The organism is Streptomyces doebereineriae (genome assembly GCF_031845645.1).
In the GTDB taxonomy this organism is placed as follows: Bacteria; Actinomycetota; Actinomycetes; order Streptomycetales; family Streptomycetaceae; genus Streptomyces; species Streptomyces canus.
This window is the reverse complement of the sequence record NZ_JAVREZ010000012.1, coordinates 251,552-271,968: the sequence shown is the minus strand read 5'-3', so window position 1 is coordinate 271,968 and position 20,417 is coordinate 251,552. Positions and strand designations below refer to the sequence as shown.

Sequence of the window (20,417 nt, the reverse complement as noted above, 5' to 3'; positions counted from 1 at the left end):
GGCGCGGCGCCCGCAGGCCCTGTTACGCACTTTCGGGTGACGGGACGGCAAGCACGGGGGTGGCGTATGCCGGCGGTCACGGGCGGGGGAGCAAGGCGCGTACCGGTCGGTGATCTGACGTGGCGTCAACATGGTGCGTACGTCGCGTAAATGGACGATGCATCCAAGAGTCACAGCAATATGGACGAACAGTAACGGACCGCCCGTATCACGTTCACAATCTGCACAGCACGGCCATGGTGTGGATGTGCGGCCGACCGGCCGCCACCCGCACCCCGCACCAGCCCGTTTGGCCCGCCCCGCTGCCAGGGGCCGGGAACAGGGCGGGTGCTCGTACAAGCCTGGGGGCTTCGTGTCTTCTTCCACAGTGACCGCCCGTCGTCTGTCCGCCGCCGCACTTGCGGCCGCCGCGATCGTCGGGGCGGTGGCGCTGCCGGCGTCGGCGGCCGACCACGCCCGGCCCGACCGGACGAAGGTGGAGATCAGCGCGGTCCAGTACGACTCACCCGGCCGGGACGACCGCTCGCGGCGCTCACTGAACAAGGAGTGGGTGGAGCTCACCAACACCTCGCGGCGCACCGTCAACCTCGACGGCTGGACTCTGAAGAACGAGGACGGCGACACCTACACCTTCGACCACTACCGCCTCGAGGGCCGTGCCACGGTCCGTATCCACACCGGCAGGGGCCACGACACCGACAGCGACCTCTACATGGACCGCCACAACGAGGTGTGGGACAACTACTCCGACACCGCCACCCTGCGCAACGACCACGACCGCTTCGTTGACGACGAATCCTGGGGCCGCCACCACCGCGGCCACGGCGGCCGCCACCACGGCGGTGGCCACCACCACTGACCCGTCTTCCCGCACTTGCGGCATGAGGTGATGGCGCGGGTGTGAGGGGATGCGGCCCCCGGTTGGTTCGCCTGGATGCTGGTTGGTTGATTCTGGGGCCCAACGTGACGTCGGCCTTCGAGACCTGGTGGTGGTCGTGAAGGCCGACGTTGTCGTGTGGGGTGTGTACGGATGTCGATGCAGCCGGAGCGACCGCGGGGGAGCGCCCGGCGGCGATGGTGCGGCCGGTGCGGGCCGCGTCCCCGAAGGGCAGTATTGCGATCCGGCTGCGGGATGAGGGACCGCTCGGGGACTGCGACGCCGTCGCCTGATGCAGCACAGCCACCGGCTGGTGTGCTGTCCTGGATCCGTCGTCAGGGTGCGAGGTCGTGCGTGGCGTCCGCAGGGGGTGTGTTCCCGGCAGGCTCGGAGGGGGGAAAGAGCCAGTTCTCGAAGGCGTCCAGGGCGAAGAGGGCGCCCATCATCAGGAGGGGCAGTGCGAGCGCGAGCACGATCACAGGACCTCCCTTGGCTGTGGGCCTGGGGCTGAGGAAGTGACCGGACTTCAGGATGCGGCCGAATGGCTGATGCCGCACGTTGGCCCCCACGCTGGCCGCCGGCGGGACAGCGGCGGCCGGTGCACAGCGCAACGGGCCGTGCCCAATGCCGCAGAGCCCTCGTTCACAAGACATGGAGGAAGATCCGCAGCCGAGACGCCCCCGCCTGCTGGGTGACTACTGGTCGGGCTCGCCGCCCCTGTCACAGGAGCGCTGTGTTTGCCGGGAAAGCGGCTCGCAGGGGCGAGCCTGGTGTGGTGTATCGAAGGGCACATGGCTGCACACGGGCATAGCACTGCTGGCTTGGAGCCTGGTCGTCACCGCCATGCTGGCCACGATCATGAAGTAGGCCCCCGCACCGTGCCCAGGTGATGCCGCCGCCGTTTTTCTTTCGTCAGCGGCGGCGGCACTCAGGAGCTTCCGGGCCCAGGTGGCGACGTGGGAAGGCCGGATCAGCCCGCACTACGAGTCTGTAAGGCGGCATGGTCCAAAGCCAGCCGTGCGCCGCCGAACGGAGAATCTCACCTGTTGTGGTCGGGGTCCTGGCGGCCGTGGTCCGACCTGCACTCGCTGCAGGTCCTTGTCGTATGGCTGGTTCGGGCCGCGCCCGGGCGTGCCGGTGGTGCATGTGTCGTGTCCAGTCCATCCCGAAAGCAGCCAGCCTGAACAGCGTGAGCGCGAGCATGACCGGCAGGAAACATCGGCGACTTCAAAGCAGGTCCTCCCCAACCGGTTTGCGGAACCGACCACGACGGACGAGGCCCTCGCGCTCAGTATCTTGGAGTCGGTGACCGTCCTGGAGGCGGTCGTGTGGGTATCCCACGAAACCCTCGCCAAGACGAGCTGCAGATCTGCACGCCCTTACACGGGTGCACGCTGTGCCCAGCACGTCCACTGTCTGGGGCGGGGCATGCCGAACAGGCTGGTTCGGTGTGGTCACGTCACCGCGGTCAGCGTCGCGAATACCACGACATTGCCCTGGTAGCCAGTTTCTTCGGCGTATTCACCCCCACAGGTGATCACGCGTAATTCGGGCTGGGGGGAACTGCCGTAGACCTTCTCGTCCGGAAATGCCTCCTTGTCGTAGAGTTCGACGGCGTCGACCGTGAAGACTGCTGTTTGCCGGTCTGCCCGGGTGATCTCGATCGTGTCGCCCTTGGCCAGTGCCCCGAGCCGGTAGAAGACCCCGGGTCCTTCCCGCGTGTCGACATGTCCCGTCGTGATGGCTGTCCCCTCTGAGCCGGGAGCTGTGCCATCGCCGTACCACCCGGCAAAGGCTGGCATATCTGCCGGTGGTGGGCGCAGTGCTCCTGTCTCGTCGAGGGTCAGTTCCGTCACGGGGGCATTCACGCCGATGGCGGGGACCCGCAGCAGGACCGGATCAGAGGGAGGCAGCGCCGACACTGAGGGGTGGTGGGCCGAGGCGGTGTTGCTGGGACCCGGCCGCAGGGAGGGGGAGAAGGACTGCGTGGTCGAAGGCTGCGGAGGCTGTCCGCCCCGGAGTGCCGTGATCATCAGCATCAAGCCCGTCAGCAGGGTGCAGGCGAGCAACTTGGTGGAGGGAGTGAACAGGGGGGAAGGATCGACGGGCTCGTCGCCGGATGCCATCGCTCTAGCGCCTTTGCTTTGCGGCCGAAATGAGTGACGGGAGCGACTCGGCCCCCCGGACCGACACAGGCCCGGGGGCTGGGCCGATGGAGCAGAGCGTCAGGTGCGGGCACCGGCCAGGCGGCGGCGCATCTTGATCGCGCCTCCGGCGGCGGCTCCGGCGAGCAGCATCGCCCCCAGGGCAAGCTGTGTGCCCTTGTCGTTGCCCGTCCCGAAACCAGCATCGACTGGACCGCTGGGGTTGCCGGTGCCGACCAGGAACGTGCCCGTGACTTTGACTCGCGGCGGGCACTTCAGAGTGACGGTGTAAGCACCGGGCTCGGTTCCACTCGGCACCTGGAATTCGCCGGTCAGTACGCCCGTACGGGCGCCTGGGAAGAGGTGGAACTGGCCTCCTGCCTCGGACTCGCCCTTCCCATAGGTCTCCGAGCCACAGGCTGTGGTGCTGACGCGGACGGTGGAACCTGGGGCGGCGTGTCTCGTGCTGATGTGGATATCTGAATCACTGGTGGGGCCGCTCGCGGCTGCTGCGGCTGGGCTCGACAGACCGACGGCACCGAGAACCAGACCGATGCCGGCGCCTGCACACTTGATACGCATGAAGTTCCTCCGGGGAAGCAGTGGCCGGCCCGAATGCGCAGCCCCGTTGTTGTGCTCCGCTCATGAGAAAACCGACAGACCGTCAGGGCCGCAACACGGCATACGGACGGATGGGTCATCCGGCCGCACCCAGCGACCGCAGTCTCTTTGATCATTTACGCAGGTGAGCGGCTTTGAGGGAGAGATCGGAAGAATGCACCGCACAGGTGACGAAGGACCAGCGTCCGTCCCGTGGGTGAACCTTGAAAGCGCAGGACGCCGGTGGCTGCCGCTGCAGTGGTTCATCCTCCTGCGCGGCGAGTGACCGTGAAGAGGGTCGGTTGATTCCCCACGTTGCTTTTGGAATGACGATCGGCCTCCTGCATCGACGATCTCGATGCCGGGCCGCTCGGCGAGCCAAGCCGCCAGCGTGTCCGCCTCCCGGTCCGGCAGGAGGTCCACCGGGCGACGTGTCTCGACGTCGACGAGCAGAGTTCCGTAGATGTGGCCCCTTGCGCTGGGCGTATTCGTCCACGCCGACCACGCGGGGCGTGGCGGTAGGCGGGTCCGGCAGCGAGGCGATCAGTCTGAGCAGGGTGTTGCGGCTCACCGGCGCCCCGAAGGTGTCCGTCATCAGGGCGCCGGCCCGGCCCGCGAGCGCAAGACCGACCGAGACCAAAGTCGATCGCAGTCGCTCGGTCCGTCGGCCGAACCGGCGGGTAACGACCTTGGGATCTATTAGCGGCAGTGGGGGGGCTGCTGCTTGGGGGTCGGCGTGCCAGGCCGCCCAGGGCCCCAGGGCCCCAGGGGCAGGATGTCAGTGGCCCGTGCAAGGGTGCCCCCATGGACTCTTCAGGAGTGGTCGAGGCATTGTGGGATCGGATCCAGGCGCGCGATTGGTCAGCTGTCGCCGACTTGGTCGCGGAGGACGTCGTGGTCGAGTGGCCGATCAGCGCGGAGCGCATCGTCGGCAACAAGAACTTCGTCGCGGTGAACAGCGAATACCCGGGGGGCTGGTCGATTCGGGTACTGCGGATCGTGGCTGACGGCAACGAGGTGGTCTCCGAGGTCGAGGTGCCGCATGACGAGTTCGGCGTGTTCCGTGCGGCCTCATTCTGGACCGTCCAGCAGGGACGGATCGTGCGTGGCCGGGAGTACTGGACGAGTGTTGGGGCTGATCCGCGCCCGGAGTGGCGGGCGGCTCTGGTTGAACCCATGTGAAGCGGCTGCCGCTCGCGGCGACGTTCCGGCTGATTTGGCCGTGACATGAGAAGGGCCGCGCGGGTTGGGTGAGTTGTGAAGCTGACCTGGGCCCGCGCGGCCTGTTCCCATCCGGCCCTGTCCGGTGTCTCCCGCGCACACTTCGGCGAGTTGTTCGCCGAACTCGCCGCCCCGTGGGAGGCGGCACGTCAGTCCGGACTTCGCGAAGCCAGGGGCGGTGAACGCCGCAGGGCGGCCGGTGCCGGGCGCAAGCCGAAGCTGGTCTTCTGCGACCGGCTTGCTGCTCACCCTGGTACACCTGCGCCATCAGCTGCCACACGAGGCCCTGGCCGAGCTGTACGACGTCGACCGCTCGACCGTTTCGACGGCGATCCGACAGGTCCGTCCGTTGCTCGCGGCCTGCGGCTTCGCAGTGCCCGACCGGCCCAGAATGAGACTGCGGACACTGGAGGATCTCTTTGCCTACGCCGAGGCCGAAGGCATCGAGCCTCGACTCGATGGCGCCGAGACCCAGGTCAGGCGCCCACAGGCGGGCCGACCCGGGCGCCGAGCCTTCGTCTCGGGCAAGCGCCGCCAGAACACGGTCAAGACCACCACATTCAGCGACGGGCAGGGCCGCATCCTGCTGTCCGGGGTCGTGCGACCCGGCCGGATGCACGACCAGACTGCCGTACGCACCGAGGGCATCGCCGAACAACTCCGCCTCCACCCATCGGTGAAGTCCCAGGCCGATGCCGGGTATGCAGGACTGGCCAAGGAGTTCCCCGACCAGGTCACCGCCCCGCCGAAGAAGCCGAAGGACGACGCGTGCGACGGCGACAAGCGGGCCTGGAGCGAAGCGCGGCGGCGCCAGTCCTCGGCCCGGATCTGCGTCGAGCACACCAACGCCGAGCTTCGGCAGAGGGCACCTCTGCGGCGCTTCACCGGACGCCGTGAAATCTACGCCGAGACCCATCTGGCGATCGCCGGACTGGTCTCCGACCGGCCTGCGCAGCGCCCCACCCGAGGCCGGACAAGCACCGAACTCGTCCTCGTCCGCAACAGCACCTGCTGATCACACACCAGCCGGACCGCCAGGCCAGCACGTCCCGACCTCCTTTTTCCCCGAGGTCGTAAGCACGGGCACCTGCTCGGCGAAGGTCTTGCGCGGACAGGAGTCCTCCGCGCAGACGAACCGACGCACCCGCAACGACACCACGACGAACTTGCCGACCGCTGGCAGATCACGGGGAAATCGCAGGTACGGACCATGTATTCGGCCGGACCAGCACCCGCATCCCGGGCAGGCCGCCCGCCCGACAGTCGTCCGAGCCTCAACCCGGACGACCGTGTCGGTCACCTCGACCGACTCCACGGACACGCCATCCACCGAGGAGAACATCAACTCATACAGCTGCGGCCGTACTTCGCTCACGGCGCAGCACTGTCGACCACACCGCATTCCGGCCGGGCGATTTTCGGGGTGACCTCAACCGCCGTCACACGAAGATCGACAGTGACGCTGCGTACGTGACGACAAGAAGCGGAGCGGGCCGCTCGGCGGACGCGCCCTCGGGCAGCACGAGCCATCCGCGCAGCACGAACCCGTCGTCCGCCTCCGCCTGCGCCACGCGGTCGACGGGCCGCGTAGAGCGTCCGCCCGTCGGGGGCCACGGTCAGCGAGCCGTACGCACCCGAAGTGGTGAGACGTGCGACGCCACCGTCCGGGTCGCGCCGGAAGACGGGCGCGTGCCCCTGCTCGTCGGACGTGAAGAAGAGCGTGTCGTCCACCGGTGAACAGGCCACGCCACCGGGCCAGTTGTCGAACTCTGGCCGCAGGTCCCGCACCGCGCACGTCGGCCAGGTCGATCCTGACGAGAGTCGCTTCCCAGGGGTCGTTGTACGTCGGGTAGCGCATCCGGCAGCACACGAGGGCCGAGCCGTCGTGGGTGAACCGCGGCGCCTCGTAGAGGTGCTCCAGATCGCCGACGACGTGGATCTCCTCACCGCTCGCCGAGTCGGCCACCACCACGGCGGTGCGATGCTCGTCCGGGACCCGCCCGGGCACGAACCGGCCGCCTCCGTACCTCTTCACGGCGCTTGCGCTGCTCGGTGGTCAGCCCGCCCCGTCCGGATACCGCATGCTTCCGGGCCACCAGCCAAGGCGGACCCTGTCACCAGGTCCGACAAGGACCGAGACGTCATAACGCCAAGCTCAGTAGTCCCTGCCTGCGACATCCGACCTCCGTCTGGGCTGTGTTCGCGGCCGCTCGTCTCTACCGTGGTGGTGGAGGAGGGGTGGCAGATGGGCTCGCTGTTCGAGGAGTCGGAAGCACGCGAGGCAGCGGCTCGGGCTCGGGTGGAAGAGCTGGAAGTCGAGCTTGCTGAGCTGTCCGGGAAGCTGGAGCTGGCCCGTGAGAGCCTGAAGAGCCTGCGGATCGCACCGGAACAGTCACCGACGTTCTCGCGGAGATGACGCCTGAGATGCCCGTGGTAGCAGGCGCCGGACCGTCGCGGTCGGGTCAGCGGATAGTGTCGGCGTATGCGGGAGCGGAGCAGCAGGTTCACCACGCTGGAACAGCTGCCCAAAAGCGCCACCCACTGGTCGCGGAAGTCGATGGCGCAGCACAGGGGTCTGTCGAAGTCCACGGTCGGCCGGACCTGGCGGCAGTTCCAGCTCAAGTGTCATCTCGCGGGACATCTTCAAGCTGTCGACGGACCGTTGTTCGTGGAGAAGGTCTGCGACGTCGTGGGCCTGTACTTCAACCCGCCCGAGGGTGCGGTGGTGCTCTCGGTGGACGAGAAGTCGCAGATCCAGGCGCTGGACCGGTCCCAGACCGCGCTGCAAGGTCAGCGTCTCCAACATCTACGTGACCCAGCACTCCCATACGCGCATAAACGAACCCATATGGTGACGAGGTCGACGCCATGAGACGTCTCCTGACCACGGGACCGGTCGCCCTGCTGGCCTGCGTGTTTCTTGCCGGTTGTTCGACAAAGGGCCCTCACCTCCCCGATTACGTCGTGCTGTCCAAACACGTGACCCATGGTGTGCGCTGGCAGTTGGACGCATACCTGAGCGATGACGGGCTGTGTCTGACGGTGGACGACCCCCGGGGGCCAGAAGCCAGCGGAGACTGGTCCTCCGGGGGCTGCGGCTTCGACAGCAGCCCCTCGGGCGGCTACTGGTCAGGCGGACAGGAGCCCGGCGACGAAAACGGCTTCGTCGTGTACGGACCGCTCCCGGACAATGCCACCGCGATCAGAGTGGCAAGCCACACCGTAGTCAAGACGATCCCGTTCCCCCACGGCAGCGGCCTGCCGACCGCCCGCTACTGGTTTGTCATCGAACCACCGGGATGGCCGAGCAAGGCCGACGGAACGCTGCTGAGCACGCCCCAACCGTTGGACAAGCAAGGCAAGAATGTCGCCTTCAAGAAGTTCTGACCCGACAGTTGACTCCACAGGCGACCTGTACGACAAACGGCCCGGCGAGCCGATGCGCTCGCCGGGCAGGGTTGGGGACGCTTGATGTCCGGTTCAAGTGACCCATCGGCTCGGCGCGTTCCGGCAACGGGGCAGGCACAGGCTCCGAGTTCATGCCCTCGGCACCATCCCATAGCGGGACCTCGTCCACTCATCGAGACGACCGCCGGCACGGTGCGAGCGCACTCGGTGTACGCCACGGCGGAGCTGTCCGCTCGGCCTTCGGCAAGCTGACCCACCCAGCCAGCCAGCCAGCCAGCCAGCCAGCCAGCCAGCCGGCTCGGCTTCGCCCACGCCGCCGACGTCCGCCGACAACCCGTGCTGCCGCCACCGGTTCACCGACATCTGCGTCACGCGGAATCGCCGGGCTACGCCCGCCACGTGCCCCATCCTCGATCACGGCACCGGGCGCCGGTCGATTCGGCCGTTCTACTCGTCGCCCGAGCCGTCGAACCAGCCGCGGCGCTGTGCCTCTGCTCCTGCGGCGAAGCGGGTTTCGGCCGAGAGCTCGTCCATGAACTCGCTGATGCGGCGGCGCACAGTGCGTGGGGTCAGCCTTAGCCTCCGGGCGATGGCTTCGTCCTTGAGTCCTTGCCGCATCAGTGCCACGATCTCGTGGCGCTGCCGTTCACGGGCACTGTCGCTGGGCGGGGGAGCACCGGTCAGCGGACGGGCCTCGCGCCACAGAAGTTCGAAATAGTGGCGCAACGCCGCTACGGCGACGGGCGACGTGAGATGGAGTGCCACGCTGGAACCGGTCGGCGTGAGAGCCAGCAGCGCCTGCGAGCCGTCCGTGATCTTCATCTTCATCGGCAGTTGCGGAAGGACTCGTATCACCTCGCCCGCGGCGGCGCAGCGTTCGAGGACCTCGGCGCCGACCGGATCGCTCAGAAAGGCTCTCTCGTAGATACTCCGGTGCCGTACGCCCCGGGTCATCGACGCGGCCGTGGGGGGCTGCGCGGAACTCGCCTTCAGGGGAAGGTCGTACTGGAAGGTCTCCAGAGTCAGATGTTCGTCGACGGCCGCCGTACCGATCGTGTTGGACAGGGCGGCGATGTCGTCGGAGTCGGTGAGTACGTGCGCGAGCCTGTGTGAAGAGGCGTCCTGCATCTGCCGGTCGGCCAACTGGCGGATCCGCCGCACCTCTCGCTGGGCACGGGCGATGATGTCGTACTGGGCATCGAGCTCGTGCTGTTTGTGGACCAGGGCGGCCTCCACGGCCGACACCGGCGTCGAGGCCTTCAGGATCGGCGGATCGTGGGGCAACACATGGGCCAGGCCCAGGGCCAGAAGAGGGTCGGCGTTCCGGCCCGTGCCGAGGCGTAACTCGGCCTCCTCCAGCGGCGTGGGCCCCTCCGCCTCCGCGAGGACCCGATAGCTCCCGGCGATCTCGGCACTTGTGAGCTCCGCGAGCGTCTCGACGGCCCGGACCAGCAACTCGGCGGTCGCACCGCCGTGAGTGCCGGATTTGTCAATGAGCGGTGTGTCTACCGGTGGCCTGTTGTCCACAATCTTCCTCCCCGTTTCGGACCTTGCGCGGCCCACTCTGCCCATCCTTCGTCACAACTCCCTTGGGGCGGACGGGTTTTGTGCGGAACATTGCCGTTGTGGAGTTTTGGCGCAGGTCAGGACGGCGTTATGAGGGGGCGCCGTATGTTGTCGTATGCAGGAGAGTCGGGAAAAGGCCGTACCGAGGCTCGTGGCCGGACGGAGGGGGCGGCGGCGGACGGTGGCCGCTGGTGTCCAGTCGGCCACAACTGACCCTGGCGACCGGACCGGGCGCCCAGTGAACTCGCCTGTGTAGTCACTGCAGGAATCTACGTGCGGTTACACGACGGGGGATGTCGGAGTATGAGCAGCAGCATGACCATGGCCGGAAGCGTACCGAGGCGATTGACGCGTCGGCCGGCCCACACTGTCGTCAGGTGTCCTGGACGTTCCGTACCCATGTGACGTCATGGCCACGAGTGGCCTCGCCTCGCGTATGGCCCGATCGCGGATCCACCAGTCTGGATCACCGACGCTCCCGACTGTCCCGTACCCGTTTTCCACGCGGTGGATGTCTACGGAGACACAGTTCATGACCAGCCGTTCTTCGCTCTTTCCTGCCAGGAAACCGGCCGACTCGCTGTTGCGCCACCCTCAAGAGGGGGTCGCTTTCGTCCACTTCTACGGCACCCACGTTCCAGTCTTCGCCGTTCTCCAGAGAGCTCTCGCGGGCAGGCGCCCATGACGGACCTCGCAGGCTCCGCGCAGAGGATGCCCGTCGGGCCGCGGTCGGAACGGGTGGCGATCGCCGCGCTGGTGCCCGCCGACTCTCCGCGGTCGGGGAACGTGGATCTCGCCTACGCCAGGTCACTGATGGAGGTGCGGGAGCTGCCGCCGATCCTCGTGTGCCGACGCACGATGCGCGTCATCGACGGCATGCACCGGCTCACGGCGGCGACACTGGCCGGCCGCACCGACATCGACGTCCGGTACTTCGACGGGGACGAGAAGGAGGCGTTCGTCCAGGCCGTACAGGCCAATCTGCACCAGGGGAGGCGCCTGAACCAGCAGGAGCGAGCGGCGGCCGCGCGGCGCATCGTGGCCGCCTACCCGCAGTGGTCCAACCGTGCGATCGCGCATGCCGCGGGCCTGTCCACGAAGACGGTGGCGGCCATCAGACGGCGTTCAACCGGGGACGCGGCTCAGTTGAACACCCGGGTAGGGCGCGACGGCCGGGCCCGTCCCGTGGATCCGTCCGTCGGCCGGGAACGTGCCGCCGCCCACCTGCGTGAGCACCCGGATGCCTCCCTGCGTCAGATCGCCGCGGCCGCCGGGGTCTCCGTGGGGACCGCGAGGGATGTCCGGACCCGGGTGGAGCGGGGTGAGGATCCCGTCGGGCGCCGAGCCGAACGCGTCCAGCCCGTGACGCTGACCGCCGTCGAGCGGAACGAGCGCCTGCGGGCGCCTGCGCCACGCCATCCCGTAGCCCCGGTCGCCCCGGTCAAGGACCCCCTCGCTGTCCTGGCATGTGACCCGTCCCTGCGGTTCTCGGAAGCAGGCCGGCAGTTGCTGCGCCTGCTCGACAACCGGGTCCTCCTGGATGCCGGGGGAGACGCGCTGCTGGCGTCCGTTCCCCCGCACAACCGGGCGGCCCTGACCGCCGCGGTGCACCAGCACATCGACACCTGGCTGGCCTTTCTCAGCGTGCTCGACCGAGCAGGCTGACCTGCCCGTCCGTGGGGGCGGCAGGCGTCTTCAGACGCCTGCCGCCCCCTTTCCGTGCCCTGGGCCCGTTCCTTTTCCCGCCGTAATACATCGGTCAAGAGGCCCCCATGCCCGCCGGATTCCGGTCTTGAACACGCGTTCCCGGCGCCTACGTTCCCAGCGACATAGGAGGTGGGTATGGCTCAGGACCATGGAAACGAAGAGCGCCTGGCGCTGATCGACAACAAGCCCGTGTCGCCGGAGACCGCGGACTGGCTCGGCCGGGTCGACGGGATCGCCCCCGTCATCGAGAAGTGGCGTGAGGAAGGCGAGCGGCAGCGGTTCTCCCCGGTGCCGGTGTTCGAGGCGCTGCGGGACGCCGGGTTCCCCCGGATGCTGGTCTCCCGTCATCTCGGCGGTGCGCAGGTGACGCTGGAGACCGGGTCCCAGGCGCTCCAGGCGCTGTCCCGCGTCGACCCGGCAGTCGCCTGGCAGATGGGCGTGCAGGCCGCCATCGGCCGATTGTCGGACTATCTGCCCGAACCGACGGCGGGTGAACTGTTCCGCGACCAGGACGCGTTGGTGGTCGGCTCGGTCAATCCGACCGGCGTGGCCGAGGCGGTCGACGGCGGCTATCGCCTCTCCGGGCGCTGGGGTTTCGCCAGCGGTTCGGCGCACGCCGCCTGGCTGGTGTGCGCGGCGCGGGTCACCGTCGACGGAGCGCCACGGCACACGGAGCACGGTCCGGAGATCCGGATGTTGTTCGTTCCGAAGCAGGCCGTACGGATGCTGGACAACTGGCACACCCTGGGGCTGCGCGGCACAGGCAGCGAGGACTACGAAGTCGACGACGTGTTCGTCGCCGACGCGTACACGGTGGCCCAGCGGGACATGTTCTTCGCCCCGCCCGCCCGTCCTTCGCGCGGCTACGGGATCAGCTACTACGACTTCGGGCTGTTCGGGTCGTCGTCGACCGTGCTCGGGGCGGCCCGGGGCGCGTTGCGGGAGTTCCAGCGGCTGGCCGTTGCCAAGAAGCCGATGGCCGGCACGACCACCCTGGCCGCCGCTCACACCGTGCAGGAGCGGTTCGCCCGGGCGGAGGCGCAGGTCCGGGCGTCCCGGCTGCTGCTGGCGGACGCCGCATGGCACGCCGAACGGTTCGGCGAGGTGGGCGGGGACTCGCTGAGCGCGACGGTGCGGTTGGCCGCGGCGACCGTGGCGGACCAGTGCTGTGCGGCCATCGACAGTCTGTTCACCGTCGCGGGCACGTCCTCGCTGTACGCGAGCAGCATGCTCGAACGCTACTTCCGTGACGCGCACTCGGCCGCGAAGCACATCACCCTGTCGCCGACGAACGTCGAGATGACGGGCCAGTACCTCCTCGGCGGCGGCCTGAGCATGCGTCGCTGAGCACCATCCCGTCCCTTCTCTCCAGGGGACGGACACCCCGTGACCGCAATCTGCCCGGAAGGACAACCATGCCGACCATGAAGGCTCTCCAGCTCCTCGCCCCGCGCCAGACCGTCATCGCGGAGGTGCCGCGGCCCGAGGCCCCGGCCGACGGCCTGCTGCTGCGCACCCGCTGTGTGTCGATCTGCTCGACGGACATCTCCTTCTTCGAAGGGCACCTCTTCCCCTCCCAGTACCCGGTCGTCCTGGGACACGAGTACCTCGGAGAAGTCGTGGAGAAGGGGCCGGAGTTCACCCGCTCCGACATCGAGATCGGCGACCGGGTCGTGTACTGGGGCCAGACCGACTTCGACGGCTTCGCCGAGTACCGGACGCTTCGCCCGATCTTCTCCGGGGAGGTCGAGGAGGACGTGTTCTGGGCCGACCGGAACTTCTCCGACGATCTGCGGGCCGCCGCCGTGAAGGTTCCCGACGCCCTCGACGACCTGCAGGCGTCCTTTATCGAACCCACCACCGGCGCGCTGCGTTCGATCCTGGCCAACCCTCCGAAGATCGGCGACAAGGTCCTCATCATGGGGACCGGCCCCATCGGCGTCATCGCCGGCAGTGTCATCAAGCGCCTGTTCGCCCCGAACCGGGTGGTGTCCGTGGACGCCAACCCGGTGCGCAACGGGCACGCGGAGGAGCACTTCTCCGAGCGGGCGTATCTCCCGGAGGAGCTCATCGCCGAGGTCGCGGAGAACACCTTCGACTACGTCTTCGACGCCCTGCCCACCGTCAAGGTCGACGACGAGGAGAAGGACCCTCGGAGGGTGGCGATGCGCCGGCTGAAGCCCAAGGGCCGATACGTGCTGTACGGGGCCTCGCAGGAGATGCAGAAGTTCGACACCTGGCTGATGCTCGCCAAGGGCATCAACATCACCGCGTCCCCGTTCGACGTCACCGCGTTTCCGATGCACCACTCCGCGAACGTGATCCAGGTGGCCATGCAGATGCTGCTGTCCGGCATCGTCGACGGCAAGCGTCTGCTGTCGACCGTGCACAGCTTCGGCGACTACGAGGGTCTTGTCGAGATCTTCAAAAACTACCGCAGCACTGCCGATCTCAAGACGATCGTCGATTTCCGCGCCGCCTAGGACCTCCCCGCACACGCTGCCGTACCCGGCGGGCGCCTCCTGCCCCGCCATGTCCGCCGGGTACGGCCCCTGGAGAAAGGGAAACAGGACGTGGACACGCCCAGGATCCGTCACGCCGCGCAGTCGGACGCCGAGTTCGTCGTCGTCGCCAACCGTCTGCCGGTCCACCTGGAATGGAGGGGCACGGGTGCCCCGCGCCGGCAGCGCAGCCCCGGTGGGCTGGTCAGTGCCCTGGAACCCATCCTGCGCGCCCGGCAGGGCGCGTGGGTGGGGTGGGCCGGCACCACCGGGACGGCGCCCGCCCCCTTCCACGACCATGGCCTGCGCCTGCACCCGGTGCCCCTCGACGCCGACGAGCACAGGGACTACTACGAGGGATTCTCGAACGCCACACTGTGGCCGCTGTTCCACGACGTGGTGGCGCCTCCCGACTTCGACCGGGCGTGGTGGCGCGGCTACCACCGGGTCAACCAGCGGTTCGCGGAGCACGCGGCGGCCGTCGCCGGTCCTGGAGCCACCGTGTGGATCCAGGACTACCAGCTGATGCTGGTCCCGGCGCTGCTGCGCGCCCTGCGTCCCGACGTGCGGATCGGCTTCTTCCTGCACATCCCCTTTCCGCCCCCGGAGCTCTTCCTCCAGCTGCCCTGGCGCACGGACATCGTGGAGGGGCTGCTCGGCGCGGACCTGGTCGGCTTCCAACTGCCAGGTGGCGCACGGAACTTCCTGCACTTGGTGCACCGGCTGTGCGGCGGGGAGAGCGTGAGCCGCCCGCTCGGCACACCCGTACTGGGAACGGTGCGGATGCCCGGCCGGGAGGTCCACGTGGGCGCGTTCCCGATCTCCATCGACACTGCCGAGCTGGAGGCGCTGGCCCGCAGCGAGGCTGTACAGGAGCAGGCCGAGCGGATCCGCCGGCAACTGGGCGACGGCAGAAGGATCATGCTGGGCGTCGACCGGCTCGACTACACCAAGGGCATCGACCAACGACTGCGGGCCTTCGAGGAACTCCTGGCCGACGGCCGGGTCAGCGCGCGGGACACCGTCCTGGTACAGATCGCCACGCCCAGCCGGGAGCGCGTCGAGCACTACCGGCGGCAGCGCACCCGGATCGAGGCGCGGGTCGGGCGCATCAACGGAAGGTTCGGGCAGGTCGGCCGGGTACCGGTCCACTACCTGCACACCACCGTCGACCGTACCGAACTCGCCGCGTTCTACCGGGCCGCCGACGTGATGCTCGTGACGCCCCTGCGCGACGGGATGAACCTGGTCGCGAAGGAGTTCGTCGCCGCCCGACCGGACCTCGGCGGCGCCCTGGTACTCAGCGAGTTCGCCGGTGCCGCCCAGGAACTCACCCGGGCGCTCCTGGTCAACCCGCACCACCTGTCCGAGCTCCAGGACGTCATGGCCAGGGCCCTGCACCTGGACGAAGGGGAGCGTCGGCTCCACATGAGGGAGTTGCGCCGCCACGTCCGTGAACGGGACGTGCACCACTGGGCGCGTTCGTTCCTCACGGTGCTCGCCAGTGCCGGCCCCGGATCGCTGCCCGTGGATTCCGACGAAGCACCACGGACCGCGAGCGTCGCGTGATGCCCCGACCATGACGCCCTCTTGACAACAAGGAGGCATACCTTACGACCGCCCCGTCCGCGCGTATCCGCAAGGCCGTCATCCCGGCCGCCGGACCGGGGGCCTCTCCGGTCGCTGGCGCGGATCCACGGCGAACCCCCGCACGTCACCGTCCGGCCCGCCCGTCGACGCGCGGATGCCGGCCCGGAGTTCCCTACGTGGCCGCGGACCTCTTCGCCCGCGAACCAGCCGCGTAACCAACCCGTTTGTTCCAGACTTCGTTCGAGGAGGCGCCGTATCCCATGCCCGCCGACACGCAAGAGCTCGACTTCACCCGCGCCATGGCCCGTGTCCCGGGACCCGTGGTCGTCACCACCACGGTTGACGAGACCGGCCGCCGCTGGGGATTCACCGCCAGTTCCTTCGTCTCCCTGTCCCTGATCCCACCCCTGGTGACGGTCAGCCTGGACAAGAACGCCAGTACGCACGCTGCTTTCGCCATCGCCGACCACTTCATGGTCAATGTGCTGGCCCACGACCAGTCCGACATCGCCCGGCGCTTTGCGAGGTCGGGCGTCGACCGGTTCGCCTCCGGTGACGCCGTCCCGCTGGAGCGGGGGCTGCCCGGCATCCCCGGGGCGGTGGTCCGGCTCGTGTGCCGTATGCACGACGTGGTGGACGGCGGTGACCACAGCATGCTCATCGGGCGAGTGCTGGACTGCGTCACACCCGTCGACCGGGAGGCGCTGGTGTACGTCGACCGCGGCTTCGTCCGCCCGGCCGGCTCCGCGCCCGGAGTGGCCCGTGCCCACTGAAGCCGGGCCGGCCGGGGGAGCGTCGCGACCGAGGACCGCGATCCTCGGGACGCATCCCCACCTCCCCGACCACCTCCGCACGCTCGCCGGGTCCGCGGAGGTGTGTGCGTGCATCCCGGCCGGAGCGCCATCCGAGGGCAGCTCAGGCGGTCGTTCCTGACGGGTTCCTGGTCCGCCAGGTGGTCTTCTTGGCCTGGTTCCCGCAGGTGTCCATGGAGCACCAGCGCCGGGTGCCCGGGCGGGACATGTCGAGAAACCAGGCGGCGCAGGTCGGCCCGGAGCAGGCACGGACCCGCTCCAGCGCCGGGGACGTCGCCAGGGTGAGTGCGTCGCGGGCGATGTCGGCGACAACCGCGCCGATCGGATCGGCCGCGGCGTAGGTGAGCGTGCCGTGTTCGTCGAGCACCGGCATCGGCGTCGCCCTGGCGGCCGCCTCGTTCAGCAGCGCGCGCTCATGCGCGGGGCAGCCGGCGGGGCCGCTGTCGCCGCGGGCCGCCGTCAGGAGCGCATGGACGGCCTCCCGCACCTCCTGCGCCTGGTGCAGCACGGCCTCCGACGGGACCGGGACGACGGTGCCGTCGGGATACGGGCCCAGCTGAACGACCCAGGCGGTCAGGGCCTCGGGGGTGTCCAGCTCCTCGGCGGCACCGTCCAGGCCGCGCAGTCTCAGGGTGCGCATGAAGTCCAGGCAGATCCGTCCGGAGCCACTGCGGAAGCGGGGCACCGGCGGTACGGGAGAGAGGGCCATGCGAAACAGCCTACTGCGGAACCGGTTTTACTGGTACGTTGAGGGAACCGATTAAACCGGTTCCTAGTGGCGTGTCGTCGCTCTCCTTTCCGATCGTCTCCGTCCTTCACGTCGTTCCTGGTCTTCCCGTTCCTTCCGTTCCTTCCTTTCTCTCCTGGTCGAGGTGTGTGTCGTGGCTCCAGGCGTTTCCTCCTCCGCGCCGCCGGCGCTGAGCCGGCCCCTGATCCTGCTCCTCTCCGTCGCCTGCGGCATCGCGGTGGCCAACATCTACTTCCCCCAGGCGATCAGCCCACTGATCGCCGACGACCTGCATGTGCGCCCCGCCTCCGCGGCCGTGGTCGTCACCTGCGCCCAACTCGGTTACGCCGCGGGCATCTTCCTCCTGGTCCCCCTCGGTGACCGGCTCCGCCACCGAGGACTGGTCAGCACCCTGCTGCTGGTGACCTGCGCGGGCCTGGTGCTGGCCGGGACGGCCACCTCCCTGCCCGTCCTCGCCGTCGCCAGCTCCCTGGTCGGCCTGACCACGGTCGTGCCGCAGATCCTCATCCCCATGGCGGCCGGCCTGACCGACCCGGAGCGCCGCGGCGCAGTGACCGGCACCCTGCTCTCCGGCCTGATCGGCGGGATCCTGCTGGCCCGCACCTTCTCCGGCACCCTGGGCGACTGGCTGGGCTGGCGCGCTCCTTACCTCGTCGCCGCCGGCATGGTCCTGATCCTCACTCTCGCGCTGGCCACCGCCCTCCCGCACACCACCCCGAGCACGAACCAGCGCTATCCGGCCCTCCTGGCGGCCTCCCTGCACCTGCTGCGCACCGAACCGCTGCTGCGCCGCTCGTGCCAGTACCAGGTCCTGGTGTTCGCCGCGTTCAGCGCCGCCTGGACCGCGCTCGCCCTGTTCATCACCGGCCCGCGCTACGACCTGGGCACCCCGGCCGTGGGCGTGATCGCCCTGGTCGGCGCGGCCAGCATGTTCGCCACGCCCATCGCCGGCCGGCGCACCGACCGGCGCGGTCCCGACGCCGTGAACCTGGTGTGCATGCTGGGCGCCATCGCCGCGGGGGCGCTGCTTCTCACCGGCAGCCTGGGCGGCGCCGTCGGGCTGGTCGGCCTCGGCGCCGGGATGCTGCTGCTCGACGTGGCCATGCAGTCCGGTCAGGTCGCCAACCAGGCCCGGATCTTCGCCCTGCGCCCGGAGGCTCGCGCCCGTCTCAACACCGCGTACATGACCTGCGCGTTCCTGGGCGGTAGCGCTGGCTCGTGGCTCGGCGTCCGCGCTTACTCCGCCTTCGGCTGGAACGGCGTGTGCGGCCTGGTCGTACTCCTGGCCGGTCTTGCCCTGTTCCGTCACCTCCTGCGAGGCCGGGAGGTCACGGCCGCACAGGCGCGAGTGCCGGCATCCGCCGGGAAGGACGGCGTGCCCGCCGGGCGCTGAAGCACGCTCTCCCGCACCGTTCACCGGGCCGGTCGCGACGGCCGGAACGGCCCGGTCTCTGTCCCATGTCACCGCGGACCGCGGCGGCGTACGGCTGCCGTCGCACATCGCAACGTCACCGCAGCGCACACGTCACTGCACACATCACCGCACACGGTAAGGAGTTGCCATGGCCGAGAACATCTGCCGGAAGAGCACGACCTGGGGTGTGACCACGACCACGGGTACCGTCGCCCAGCCCCGAGAGGCGGTCGCGAAGTGAGCCGGTGGGACTACGTGATCGTCGGAGCCGGCTCGGCGGGATGCGTGCTGGCCGACCGGCTCAGCGCGGACGGCACCGCGCAGGTGCTCCTGATCGAGGCCGGCACGGGGACGCCCGAGACCCGTCCCGAGGTTCAAGTGCCGATCCTGTTCCCGCGCCTCTTCGGCGGGGACCTGGACTGGAACTTCGCGACGGTGCCACAGCGCGGCCTCGCCGATCGCGCCATTCCGATCCCGCGCGGGAAGGCGGTCGGCGGCTCCTCGGTGATCAACGCGCAGCTGTGGACCCGCGGGCATCGGGCGGACTACGACGCCTGGGCCGAGACGGGCCTGGACGGCTGGAGCCACGACGACCTCCAGCCCTACTTCGAACGCGCCGAACAGAGGATCAGCCTGACCGGCCTGCGCCATCCCCTGCCGGTGACCCCGGCATTCGTCAACGCCTGCGCGCACCTGGGGTACGCTCCGGCGGCCGAGGTCCAGGAAGGCTACGCCCTGGCTCGCGCCACACACCGCGACGGACTCAGGCACAGCTCGGCGGATGCCTATCTCGCTCCGGCCCGGAAACGGCCGAACCTCACCGTGCGCGCGGATACGTTCGTGCGCCGCGTGGTGTTCGAAGGTACGCGAGCCGTCGGGATCGAGGTCGAAGGGGACTCCGGAACCGAGACGATCCGCGCGGAGCGCGAGGTGATCCTCGCGGCCGGATCCGTGGGGAGCCCCCATTTGTTGCTGCTGTCCGGCGTGGGCCCCGCCGGGGAACTGTCCCGTCACGGTGTCCCACTCGTCCAGGACGTCCCCTCGGTGGGCCGCGATCTGACGGACCACCTGCTCGTCCCCCTCGCCTTCGAGGCGGAGGGCTTCTGGTCGCCCGGCGCGAACGCGTCGTCCGAGCAGATCGCCCAGTACCTGCGGGACCGCCACGGCGCCATGGACTCGATCATCTCCGAGGCGCTGCTGTTCCTGCGGACCCGCGACGAACTCGAGGCCCCGGACATCGAGGTCGTCCACCTGGTGGTGCCTCTGGGCGAGCACCAGCGGCCAGCGGCACACGGGCTGGCGCTGGGCGTGATCCTTCTGCGGCCGCGCAGCCGGGGCACGATCACCTTGCGCAGCGCCGATCCGCACGACGCCCCCCTGATCGACCCCGGTTACCTGTCCGACGAGGCGGGAGACGACCTGGCGACGCTGGTGGCGGGCGTCCGTTCAGCGCAACAGGTGCTGCGGCAGCCGGAGTTCGCGCAATGGATGGGCAAGCCTCTCACGGACGGGGCGTTGTCCGAGGAGATCGACGACATAACCGCCTATATTCGCACCACGGGAGGGAGCATCCACCACCTGGTGAGCACCTGCCGGATGGGTGCGGACGAGCACTCGGTCGTCGACCCGAACTTCGCGGTCCGGGGCCTGACGGGCCTGCGCGTGGTGGATGCCTCCACAATGCCGAGCATCGTTCGGGCGCACACGCACGCTCCAGTGACCATGCTGGCCGAACGTGCTGCGGACGTGTTCCTGCAGCAGCGCTGACCTCTTCCACGAACTGCCCCGACCAGCGATCCCCCGGCTGGTCGGGGCTCCCCACGTCACGT

19 protein-coding genes and 1 pseudogene are annotated in these 20,417 nt (G+C 69.0%); 13 read left to right on the top strand and 7 right to left on the bottom strand.

All coding sequences use genetic code 11. The annotated features are described in order from the left end of the window. The first annotated feature begins 352 nt into the window (after positions 1-352). Positions 353-859, top strand: a complete 507-nt coding sequence (locus tag RNB18_RS31615; RefSeq protein ID WP_311717528.1) for a lamin tail domain-containing protein — start codon at positions 353-355, stop codon at positions 857-859. A 353-nt stretch (positions 860-1,212) separates the two neighbouring features. Here the strand turns inward: RNB18_RS31615 and RNB18_RS31610 are convergent, their stop codons facing one another. The 3 genes from RNB18_RS31610 to RNB18_RS31600 form a co-directional block, all read right to left on the bottom strand. After that, entirely contained in the window at positions 1,213-1,356 is a 144-nt protein-coding gene (locus RNB18_RS31610; RefSeq protein ID WP_311717527.1) for a hypothetical protein, read from the bottom strand. Positions 1,357-2,331: 975 nt separating this feature from the next. Next, the gene (locus RNB18_RS31605; protein WP_311717526.1) at positions 2,332-3,003 is read right to left on the bottom strand and encodes a class F sortase; all 672 of its coding nucleotides are present in this window, start codon (positions 3,001-3,003) and stop codon (positions 2,332-2,334) included. Positions 3,004-3,102: 99 nt separating this feature from the next. After that, entirely contained in the window at positions 3,103-3,603 is a 501-nt protein-coding gene (locus tag RNB18_RS31600) for a sortase (RefSeq protein ID WP_311717525.1), read from the bottom strand. A gap of 822 nt (positions 3,604-4,425) precedes the next feature. Here RNB18_RS31600 and RNB18_RS31595 point away from each other — a divergent pair. Together RNB18_RS31595 and RNB18_RS31590 are read left to right on the top strand one after the other, a co-directional pair. Continuing rightward, the gene (locus RNB18_RS31595; RefSeq protein WP_059203638.1) at positions 4,426-4,803 is read left to right on the top strand and encodes a nuclear transport factor 2 family protein; all 378 of its coding nucleotides are present in this window, start codon (positions 4,426-4,428) and stop codon (positions 4,801-4,803) included. Positions 4,804-5,080: 277 nt separating this feature from the next. Further along, entirely contained in the window at positions 5,081-5,857 is a 777-nt protein-coding gene (locus RNB18_RS31590) for a transposase family protein (RefSeq protein WP_311717524.1), read from the top strand. Here RNB18_RS31590 and RNB18_RS53825 read toward each other — a convergent pair whose 3' ends face one another. Beyond that, entirely contained in the window at positions 5,858-6,184 is a 327-nt protein-coding gene (locus RNB18_RS53825) for a transposase family protein (RefSeq protein ID WP_394817706.1), read from the bottom strand. It lies immediately after the preceding gene. A gap of 97 nt (positions 6,185-6,281) precedes the next feature. Further along, positions 6,282-6,413, bottom strand: coding sequence for a hypothetical protein (locus RNB18_RS31585; protein ID WP_311717523.1), 132 nt, complete (start codon positions 6,411-6,413; stop codon positions 6,282-6,284). 674 nt (positions 6,414-7,087) lie between these two features. Between RNB18_RS31585 and RNB18_RS31580 the strand changes: the two genes are divergently transcribed. The 3 genes and pseudogenes from RNB18_RS31580 to RNB18_RS31570 all read left to right on the top strand — a co-directional run bounded on the left by RNB18_RS31580 (position 7,088) and on the right by RNB18_RS31570 (position 8,229). Continuing rightward, complete coding sequence (locus RNB18_RS31580) at positions 7,088-7,258, top strand: hypothetical protein (RefSeq protein ID WP_311717522.1); 171 nt, start codon at positions 7,088-7,090, stop codon at positions 7,256-7,258. A gap of 93 nt (positions 7,259-7,351) precedes the next feature. Beyond that, a pseudogene (locus tag RNB18_RS31575) lies at positions 7,352-7,618 on the top strand (IS630 family transposase); the annotation flags it as partial. Between the two features lie 92 nt (positions 7,619-7,710). Continuing rightward, complete coding sequence (locus RNB18_RS31570) at positions 7,711-8,229, top strand: hypothetical protein (protein WP_311717521.1); 519 nt, start codon at positions 7,711-7,713, stop codon at positions 8,227-8,229. A 468-nt stretch (positions 8,230-8,697) separates the two neighbouring features. Here RNB18_RS31570 and RNB18_RS31565 read toward each other — a convergent pair whose 3' ends face one another. Further along, positions 8,698-9,777, bottom strand: coding sequence for a helix-turn-helix domain-containing protein (locus tag RNB18_RS31565; RefSeq protein WP_311717520.1), 1,080 nt, complete (start codon positions 9,775-9,777; stop codon positions 8,698-8,700). Between the two features lie 720 nt (positions 9,778-10,497). On the opposite strand from RNB18_RS31565, the gene RNB18_RS31560 reads away from it, so the two are divergent. From RNB18_RS31560 to RNB18_RS31540, 5 genes are all read left to right on the top strand, one after another. Continuing rightward, positions 10,498-11,481 (top strand): ParB/RepB/Spo0J family partition protein, encoded by a 984-nt coding sequence (locus RNB18_RS31560; protein WP_311717519.1) that lies wholly within the window; start codon positions 10,498-10,500, stop codon positions 11,479-11,481. A 177-nt stretch (positions 11,482-11,658) separates the two neighbouring features. Next, positions 11,659-12,870 carry an acyl-CoA dehydrogenase family protein gene (locus RNB18_RS31555; RefSeq protein ID WP_311717518.1) on the top strand — a complete coding sequence of 404 codons (1,212 nt, stop codon included), beginning with the start codon at positions 11,659-11,661 and terminating at the stop codon, positions 12,868-12,870. A gap of 68 nt (positions 12,871-12,938) precedes the next feature. After that, positions 12,939-14,006 carry a zinc-dependent alcohol dehydrogenase gene (locus RNB18_RS31550; protein ID WP_311717517.1) on the top strand — a complete coding sequence of 356 codons (1,068 nt, stop codon included), beginning with the start codon at positions 12,939-12,941 and terminating at the stop codon, positions 14,004-14,006. A 90-nt stretch (positions 14,007-14,096) separates the two neighbouring features. Beyond that, the gene (locus RNB18_RS31545; RefSeq protein WP_311717516.1) at positions 14,097-15,593 is read left to right on the top strand and encodes an alpha,alpha-trehalose-phosphate synthase (UDP-forming); all 1,497 of its coding nucleotides are present in this window, start codon (positions 14,097-14,099) and stop codon (positions 15,591-15,593) included. Between the two features lie 281 nt (positions 15,594-15,874). After that, entirely contained in the window at positions 15,875-16,387 is a 513-nt protein-coding gene (locus RNB18_RS31540) for a flavin reductase family protein (protein WP_311717515.1), read from the top strand. A gap of 142 nt (positions 16,388-16,529) precedes the next feature. On the opposite strand, the gene RNB18_RS31535 is transcribed toward RNB18_RS31540, so the two are convergent. Continuing rightward, positions 16,530-17,135, bottom strand: coding sequence for a CGNR zinc finger domain-containing protein (locus RNB18_RS31535; RefSeq protein WP_311717514.1), 606 nt, complete (start codon positions 17,133-17,135; stop codon positions 16,530-16,532). Positions 17,136-17,307: 172 nt separating this feature from the next. Between RNB18_RS31535 and RNB18_RS31530 the strand changes: the two genes are divergently transcribed. Further along, positions 17,308-18,567: an MFS transporter gene (locus RNB18_RS31530; protein ID WP_311717513.1), complete on the top strand. Its 1,260-nt coding sequence runs from the start codon at positions 17,308-17,310 to the stop codon at positions 18,565-18,567. A 258-nt stretch (positions 18,568-18,825) separates the two neighbouring features. Continuing rightward, positions 18,826-20,355, top strand: coding sequence for a GMC family oxidoreductase (locus tag RNB18_RS31525; protein WP_311717512.1), 1,530 nt, complete (start codon positions 18,826-18,828; stop codon positions 20,353-20,355). Positions 20,356-20,417 lie beyond the last annotated feature (62 nt).